This is a genomic window from Amycolatopsis tolypomycina, assembly GCF_900105945.1.
GTDB lineage: Bacteria > Actinomycetota > Actinomycetes > Mycobacteriales > Pseudonocardiaceae > Amycolatopsis > Amycolatopsis tolypomycina.
In genome coordinates this window covers 2,182,641-2,191,653 of the sequence record NZ_FNSO01000004.1, presented here as the reverse complement: position 1 = coordinate 2,191,653, position 9,013 = coordinate 2,182,641, and the positions used below count along the sequence as shown (strand labels likewise).

Sequence of the window (9,013 nt, the reverse complement as noted above, 5' to 3'; positions counted from 1 at the left end):
TTCCGCGCATCACGCCATCCCCAGCTCGTTGTTGATGAAGTCGAGGACCTCCGCGGCCCCGGCGGCTTCGAGCCGCCCGGTGACCGCTTCCTCCGCTTCGGGCGTCTCGTGCCCGGCGAGCCACTTCGACAGCACCGTCCGCAGGCGGGCGGTGATGCCGGAGCGCAGTTCACTGCCGTCCGGGACGGCGGCGAGCGCCGTCTCCAGCCGGTCCAGGTCGGCGAAGACGGGCTCGGCGTCGTCTTCGCCGGTCAGCTCGGCCCGCAGGTGCGCGGCCAGCACGGCCGCGGTCGGGTAGTCGAACACCAGCGTCGCGGGCATCGCGAGCCCGGTCGCGGCGGCGAGCCGGTTGCGCAGGTCGACGGCGGTGAGCGAGTCGAACCCGAGCTCACGGAACGCCCGCGCCGGCTCGACGGCCCCGGGCCCGTCGTGGCCGAGCACGGCCGCCGCCTCGGCCCGGACCAGCTCGGTGAGCAGGTGTTCCTGCTCGGCGACGGACCGGCCGGCCAGCCGCGCGGCCCACCCTGCGGTGTCCTCGGCCGGCGCCTCGGCGGGGGCGGCCTCCGCCAGCGCGGCCAGCAGCGGACTGGGCCGGCGCAGGGTGAACGTCGGGGCAAAGGTGGCCCAGTCGATGTCGGCGACGGTCACCGTGGTTTCGTCCGCGTCGAGCGCATGGCCGAGCGCCCGGACGGCGAGCCGCGGGTCCATCGTCCGCACCCCGGCCCGGCGCAGCCGGTCGCCGGCCTCGCCTTCGCCGAGCCCACCGCCGCCCCACAGGCCCCACGCCACCGAGGTGGCGGCTTTCCCGCGGGCGCGGCGGGTTTCGGCGAGCGCGTCCAGGTAGGCGTTGCCCGCGGCGTAGCCGGGCTGGTAGCTGCTGCCCCAGGTGGCCGCACCGGAGGAGAAGAGGACGAACGCGTCGAGGTCGCCGGTCAGCTCGTCGAGCCAGCGCGCACCCGCCACCTTCGCCCGGGTGACGTCGGCGAGGCCGGCAAGGGTGGTTTCGGCCACGGGGCTGCCGGCGCTGACCCCGGCGGCGTGCACGACGGCCGACAGCGCGGGCCCGGTGGCGGCGATCCGGTCGAGCAGCCCGGCCACGGCGGCGCGTTCGGCGGTGTCGCAGGCGATGACGTCGACTGCGGTGCCTGTTTCGGCCAGCCCGGCGGCCAGCTCGGCGACGGCGGTGGCGCCGGGACCGGAGCGGCTGGTCAACACGATCCGGGTGGTGTCGACCGCGGTGCCCGCCTGCCCGGCCACGGCGTTGCGCCCGGCCAGCCAGCGGCCGACGTGCCCGCCGGCGGCGCCGGTGCCGCCGGTGATCAGCACCGTGCCGCGCGGTACCCAGTGCGTGACAGCCCGCGGCCGCGGGGCCCGTACCAGCCTTCGGGCGAGAATCCCGGCCGGTCGCAGCGCGATCTGGTCCTCTCCGGCGGCGGCGAACACCGCGCACAGGCGCCGCCCGGCATCGGCGTCCATTGTGGACGGCAGGTCGACGAGGCCGCCCCAGCGGTCCGGGTGTTCCAGTGCGACGACGCGGCCGAGGCCCCAGGCCGCGGCCTGCCCGGCACAGACGGGGGCGTCGGCGGGGCCGGTGGTGACCGCGCCGCGGGTGAGGACCCACAGGGGCGCGTCGATCCCGGCCTCGCCGAGGGTCTGGACCAGGCGCAACGTCGCGGCGAGGCCGCGGGTGACGAACGGGTGGTCCGGGTGCGGGCGCTCGTCGAGGGCCTGCAGGGAAACGACGCCACGCAGGTCGGCCGGGGCGTCCTCGATCGCCGTGACCACGTCGGCGCCGTGCTCGGTGAGCGCCGTGGTGACCTCGGCGTCCTCGCCCAGCACCAGCCAGGTGCCGGAAAGCGCGGCCGGTTCCGGGTCGGGGACCGGCGCCCACGTGATGCGGTAGCGCCACCCGGCGACCGCGGATTCGTCACTCAGCCCGCGGTGCCAGCGGGCCAGGGCCGGGACCACGTCCCGGAGGCTGCCCGGCTCGACGTCCAGGGTGCCGGCCAGGTCGGTGACGTCGCCGCGGTCGATGGCCGTCCAGAACTCCGCCTCGGCGCCCGTTCCGGCGGCCGGGGCGGCCGGTTCGGGCCAGAACCGCTGGTGCTGGAAGGCGTAGGTCGGCAGATCGACCGGCCGCCCGGAGAGGACCTCGGACCAGCCGACGGGGACACCGTGGGTCCAGGCTTCGGCGAACGACGTGAGCAGCCGCTGGGCGCCCCCGTCGTCGCGGCGGAGAGTACCCACGGCCACCGGATCGTCCAAAGTGTCGGCGATCGCGCCCGTCAGCACCGCATGCGGCGACGTCTCCACGAACACGCCATACCCCGACTCGCCAAGCACCCGAACCGCCCGCTCGAACTCCACCGGCTCACGAAGACTCGCCGCCCAATACACCGGATCCAACTCCGGACCAGCCAGCCACTCACCCGTCATCGCCGACACCATCGGAATCTCCACCTCACGCGGAGAAATCCCAGCCAGCACCGAAACAATCTCATCCCGCAACGCATCCACCTGAGCCGAATGCGACGCATAATCCACCGGAATCATCCGCGTCCGCACATCCGCGGATTCGGCCAATTCCCGCAGGGATTCCGGCTCACCCGAGACCACAGTGGACAACGGACCATTCACCGCCGCCACCGACAACCGCGAACCCCAAGAAGCAATCCGCTCCCGCACCAGCGAAGCGGGCTCGGCAATCGACATCATCCCGCCACGACCAGCCAACGCGGTCAGCACACGCGACCGCAGCGCCACCACCCGAGCACCGTCCTCAAGAGACAGAGCACCCGACACCACCGCCGCCGCAATCTCACCCTGCGAATGACCCACCACCGCATCAGGCACCACACCCGCCGCGCGCCACACCTCGGCCAGCGACACCATCACCGCCCACAACGCAGGCTGCACCACATCCGCGGAATCCAGATCATCCAAATCCAAAGAAACATAAGGCGACAACGCCGCCGCACACTCCGCCAACCGCGCCGCAAACACCGGCGACACCGACGCCAGCTCACGACCCATCCCAGCCCACTGACTCCCCTGACCCGGGAACACGAACACGACACGCCCGACCGAAGCCGCGACACCCGTCACGACACCCGGGGCAGGCTGCCCGGTCGCCACCGCGGCCAACCCCGCAGGGAGGTCGTCACCGAGCACCACCGCGCGGTGCGCGAACGCCGACCGCGTCGCGGCCAGGGACCACGCGACATCTTCGGGTGCCCACGAGCCGCCCAGGACGTGTTCGCGCAGGCGGCCGGCTTGGGCTGCGCGGCCGTCGGCCGTGCGGCCGGACACGATCCACGCCGTGGTGCCGGGCACGAGCGGCTGCCGCGCGGGCTCTTCGACGGCCGCGGGAGCCTCCTCGAGGATGACGTGGGCGTTGGTGCCGCTGGCGCCGAACGCCGAAACCCCGGCCCGGCGCGGCCGGTCCCCGGCGGGCCAGGCGACCGGCTCGCGCAGCAGGGCGACCCGGCCCGCCGACCAGTCCACGTGCGGCGACGGCTCGTCGACGTGCAATGTCCGGGGCAGTTTCCCGTTCCGCAGGGCCAGCACCATCTTCAGCACCCCGGCGACGCCGGCCGCCTGCTGGGCGTGGCCCAGGTTCGACTTCACCGACCCCAGCCACAGCGGCTCGTCACGATCCTGGCCGTAGGTGGCGAGCAGCGCCTGCGCTTCGATCGGGTCACCCAAAGACGTCCCGGTGCCGTGCGCCTCCACCGCGTCGACGTCCTGAGTGGACAGTCCGGCGTCGGCCAGTGCCGCGCGGATCACCCGCTGCTGGGACGGGCCGTTCGGGGCCGTCAGGCCGTTGGACGCGCCGTCGGAGTTGATCGCGCTGCCGCGGATCAGGGCGAGCACGCGGTGGCCGTGACGGCGGGCGTCCGAGAGCCGCTCGACGGCCAGCATGCCCGCGCCCTCGGCCCAGCCGGTGCCGTCCGCGGCCGCGGAGAACGCCTTGCACCGGCCGTCCGCCGCGAGCCCCTGCTGCTGCACGGACTGCGCGAAGACGTCCGGGTCGGGCATCACCGTGACGCCGCCGGCCAGTGCGAGCGAGCACTCGCCCGAGCGCAGGGCCCGCACGGCGAGGTGCAGCGCGACCAGCGACGACGAACACGCCGTGTCGACGGTGACCGCCGGGCCCTCCAGGCCGAGCGCGTAGGCGATCCGGCCGGACAGGATGCTGGTCGCGGTGCCCATCGGCAGGTGGCTGTCGGCGCCGACCGTGGTACCCCGGCCGTAGCCGGACGCGGCCGCGCCCGCGAACACGCCGGTCTTCGAGCCCTTCAGCCGGGCCGGGTCGAGGCCCGCGCGTTCGAGGGCCTCCCACGACACTTCCAGCAGCAGCCGCTGCTGCGGGTCCATCGCGAGGGCCTCGCGCGGGCTGATGCCGAAGAAGCCCGGGTCGAAGTCGGCGGCGTCGGCGAGGAAGCCGCCGACCGCCGCGTAGTCGCCCGCGGCGACGTCCCAGCCGCGGTCGGCGGGGAAGGAGCCGACCGCGTCCGTGCCCGTGTCCAGGAGGTCCCACAACTGCTCCGGCGTCGCGGCGCCACCCGGCAGCCGCAGGCCCATGCCGACGATCGCGAGGGGCTCGTCGGCCGGTGCCGTGGTGACCGCCGCGGTCTCCGCCGGGCCGCCGCCGCCCAGTTCGGCGTGCAGGTGGGCGGCGACGGCGGCCGGGGTGGGGTGGTCGAACACGAGCGTCGCGGTCAGCTTCAGCCCGGTCGCGGCGGTCAGCCGGTCCCGCAGCTCCATCGACGTCAGTGAGTCGAAGCCGAGGTCCTTGAACGCCCGGCCGGGCTCGACCGCCGCCGCCGAGGCGTGGCCGAGCAGGGTCGCGGTCCGGTCGCGGACGAGGTCGAGCAGCTCGCCTTCGGAGAGCTCGACTCGCTTCCCGGGGGCGGGTTCCGGGGTGGTGGCCAGGGCCGCGGCGACCTCGGGCAGGCCGGCCAGCAGCGGGCTCGGGCGGCGCAGGGTGAACGCGGGGGCGAAGGCGGCCCAGTCGACGTCCGCGACGGTGACCAGGTCCTCGCCGGCGTCGAGGGCCTGCCCGAGCGCGTGGATCGCGGCGTCGGGGGCCATCGGCTTCAGGCCGCGGCGGCGGGCCTGCTCGCCACCGGCACCGGCGCCGAGGCCGTCGCCGTCCCACAGGCCCCAGGCGATCGACGTCGCGGCCTGGCCCCGCGCACGGCGGTCTTCGGCGAGCGCGTCGAGGAAGGCGTTGGCGGCCGCGTAGCCGGGCTGCCAGGCGCTGCCCCAGGTCGCCGAGATCGACGAGCAGAGCACGAACGCGTCGAGGTCGCGGGTCAGCTCGTCGAGGTGCGCGGCACCGCCGGCCTTGGCCTCGGTGACGGCGGCCTGCTCGGCGAGGGTCGTCTCGGCGAGCGGCGTGGCCTGCCCGATCCCGGCCGCGTGCACGACGGCGGTCAGCTCGGGAACGCGGTCCAGCACGGCGGCGACCTGCTCCCGGCGGGCGACGTCGGCGGCGTAGACGGTCACCGCGGTGCCCCGGCCGGCGAGCTCCGCCACGCGCTGCGCGACACCACGGGTCTGGGGGCCGCCGCGGCTGGTCAGCACCAGCCGGCGGGCGCCGCGCCCGGCGAGGAAGCGCGCGATGTGCCCGCCGAGCGCGCCGGTGCCCCCGGTCACCAGCACGGTGCCGCGCGGCGTCCAGGTTCCGGCGCCCTCCGGCGAGGCCGCGCGGACCAGCCGGCGGGCGGCGATCCCGGCCGGGCGCAGCGCGACCTGGTCTTCGCCGAGACCGGCCAGCACCGCGGCCAGCCGCCGTCCGGTCCGCTCGTCCATTGTGGACGGCAGGTCGATCAGGCCGCCCCAGCGCTCGGGGTGTTCCAGGCCCGCGACGCGGCCCAGTCCCCACGTCGCGGCTTCGGCGGGCCGGGTCCGCTCCCCCGGCGCCGTGGCGACGGCACCGCGGGTCAGCAGCCACAGCGGCGCACCGATCCCGGTCGCACCCAGCGCCTGGACCAGGGTCAGGTTCTCCGTGCAGGACAGCACGGACACGACGCCGTCGACGTCCGGCAGGGTGGCGACCTCGAGCCCGGCGGGGTCGACCGTGCGGACGTCCGCGCCGTGCGTGCGGAGGGCGGCCTCGACGTCGGGGGCTTCGCCCACCAGCAGCCAGGTGCCGGACAGCGTGGCCGGTGCCGGTTCGGCGATCGGGGTCCAGGTGACGCGGTAGCGCAGGTTCGCCGTCTCCGCGTCGGCCCGTTCGCGCCGCCGCCAGGCCGCCAGGGCGGGCAGCACCTCGCGCAGCGGCTCGGCCGGGGCGGCCAGCTCCGCGGCCAGCGCGGTGACGTCGCCCCGCTCGACCGCGGTCCAGAGCCGGGAGTCCGGTGCCGTGGCAGCCACCGGACCGTCCGGCCAGTAGCGGTCCCGCTGGAACGCGTACGTGGGCAGCGTGGTCCGCCGCCCGCCGAGGACGGCCTGCCAGTCGACGTCGACGCCGTGGACGTGCGCCTTCGCCAGCGCAGTCACGAGCGGGGTGTCGCGGCGCAGCAGGGGCACGAACACGGCGTCGGCGCCGGTGTCCATGGCCGACAGCGTCCCGTCCGGGCCGAGCTCCAGGACGACCGAAACACCGTGCGCCGTCAGGGTTTCCACGGCATCGGCGAACCGCACGGCCTGCCTTGCCTGCGCGGGCCAGTACCCCGCGTCCGGCGTCTCCACCAGGTCGCCGGTCAGTGCCCCGGCCCAGAGCAGGCGGGGTGCCGCGAACGTCAATCCGGCGGCGACGTCGGCCAGGTCGGCCAGCGCCGGTTCGACCAGCGGCGAGTGGAAGGCGTGGCTCACGCGCAGCCGCCGCACCCGGCGCCCGCGCTCCCGCCAGCGCGCCACAACGCCGTCGACCGCCTCGGCCGGACCGGAGACCACCACCGACGACGGCCCGTTGACCGCCGCCGGCGCCACGCCGTCGAGGTCCGGGGTGATTTCGGCTTCGGACGCCTCGATCGCGGCCATCGCGCCGCCTTCGGGCAGCGCTTCCATCAGCCGCGCGCGGTGCGCGACCAGCCGGGCCGCGTCCGGCAGGGACAGCACCCCGGCCGCGTAGGCCGCCGCGATTTCGCCGACCGAGTGCCCGGCGACGGCGTCCGGGCGGACGCCGGCCGCGGCCAGCACGGCGAGCAGGCCGACCTGCAGCGCGAACAGCCCGGTCTGCGCGTACAGCGTCCGGTTCACGCGGTCGTCGTCCTCGCCGAGCACGACGTCACGGATCGGCTGCCCGAGCTCGGCCTCGATCAGCGCGCACGCCTCGTCGAACGCCGCCGCGAACACCGGGTCCGCCGCGTGCAGCTCGCGGCCCATTCCGGCGCGCTGGCTGCCCTGGCCGGCGAAGACGAACCCGACGCGCCCGGGCCGCACGGCACCGGTGAGCACGTCCGGGGCGGACCGGCCGTCGGCGAGCGCGGCCAGCCCGGCGAGGAAGTCGCCGGTGACGACCGCGCGGTGCTCGAACGCGGTCCGGGTGGTGGCCAGCGAGAAGCCGACGTCGGCCGGGTCGAGGTCCGGGTGCGTCCGGACGTGGTCCAGGAGCCGGCCGGCCTGCGCCGCGAGCGCCGCGGGCGTGCGGGCCGACAGCGGCCACAGCACCGGGCCTGGCCGGCGCTCGCCGGGTGCGTCGTCGGCAGGGGCTTCTTCGAGGATCAGGTGGACGTTCGTGCCGCTGGCGCCGAACGCCGACACCCCGGCCCGGCGCGCCCGCTCGCCCGCCGGCCACGCGACGGGGGCGGTCAGCAGCCGGACCTGCCCCGCCGACCAGTCCACGTGGGGGGTGGGCTGGTCGGCGTGCAGGGTCGCGGGCAGCAGCTCGTGCCGCAGGGCGAGGACCATCTTGAGCACCCCGGCGACGCCGGCGGCGGTCTGGGTGTGCCCGAGGTTCGACTTCAGCGAGCCCAGCCACAGCGGCTCGGCGCGGTCGCGGCCGTAGGTGGCCAGCAGGGCTTCCGCCTCGATCGGGTCGCCGAGGGTGGTGCCGGTGCCGTGCGCCTCGACGACGTCCACTTCGGACGCTTCGAGCCGCGCGTCGGCCAGTGCCGCGCGGATCACCCGGCGCTGGGCCGGCGCGCTGGGCGCGGTCAGGCCGTTGGACGCCCCGTCGGAGTTGACCGCGCTGCCGCGGATCACCGCGAGCACGTCGTGACCGTGCCGCCGGGCGTCGGACAGCCGTTCCAGCAGCACCAGCCCGGCGCCCTCGCCCCAGCCCGTGCCGTCCGCACCGGCGCCGAAGGGCTTGCACCGGCCGTCGGCGGCGAGCCCGCCCTGCCGGGAGAACTCGGCGAACATGCCCGGGGTGACCATCACCATCACCCCGCCGGCCAGCGCCAGCGAGCACTCGCCCGCCCGCAGCGCCCGCGCCGCCAGGTGCACCGCCAGCAGCGACGACGAACACGCCGTGTCCACCGTGACCGCCGGCCCTGCCAGGCCGAGGGCGTAGGCGAGGCGTCCGGAAAGGACACTCAGCGCGCTGCCCGCGACGACGTGGCCCTCGTCGCCGCCGTGCGCGCGGGTGAGCCAGTCGTAGCCGGAGGCCGTGGCGCCGACGTAGACGCCGGTGCGCGAGCCCCGCAGGGACACCGGGTCGACACCCGCGTGTTCCAGGGTCTCCCAGCCGACTTCCAGCAGCAGCCGCTGCTGCGGGTCCATGGCCAGGGCCTCGCGCGGCGAGATCCCGAAGAACCCGGCGTCGAAGCCGGGGACGTCGTGGACGAACCCGCCCTGCCGCTCGTGACCGGTGCCGAGGTCGCGGACGTCCCAGCCGCGGTCGGCGGGGAACGCCCCGACCGCGTCGGTGCCCTCGGCCACCAGCCGCCACAGGTCGTCCGGGCCGCGCACGCCACCCGGGTAGCGGCAGCCCAGGCCCACGACGGCCACGGGCTCGTCGGCCGCCGACTCCAGCTCCCGCAGCCGGGCGCGGGTCTCGTGCAGGTTCGCCGTCACCTGCTTGAGGAAGTACCGGAGCTTCTCTTCGCTCACTTCCGTCCCC

At 75.8% G+C, this 9,013-nt stretch carries 1 protein-coding gene; it reads right to left on the bottom strand.

Features of this window, described 5'->3' with window-relative positions; all coding sequences use genetic code 11:
• Positions 1–9: 9 nt before the first annotated feature.
• On the bottom strand, positions 10–9,003 hold the full coding sequence (locus BLW76_RS20460; RefSeq protein WP_244170240.1) for a type I polyketide synthase: 8,994 nt from the start codon (positions 9,001–9,003) through the stop codon (positions 10–12).
• Positions 9,004–9,013 lie beyond the last annotated feature (10 nt).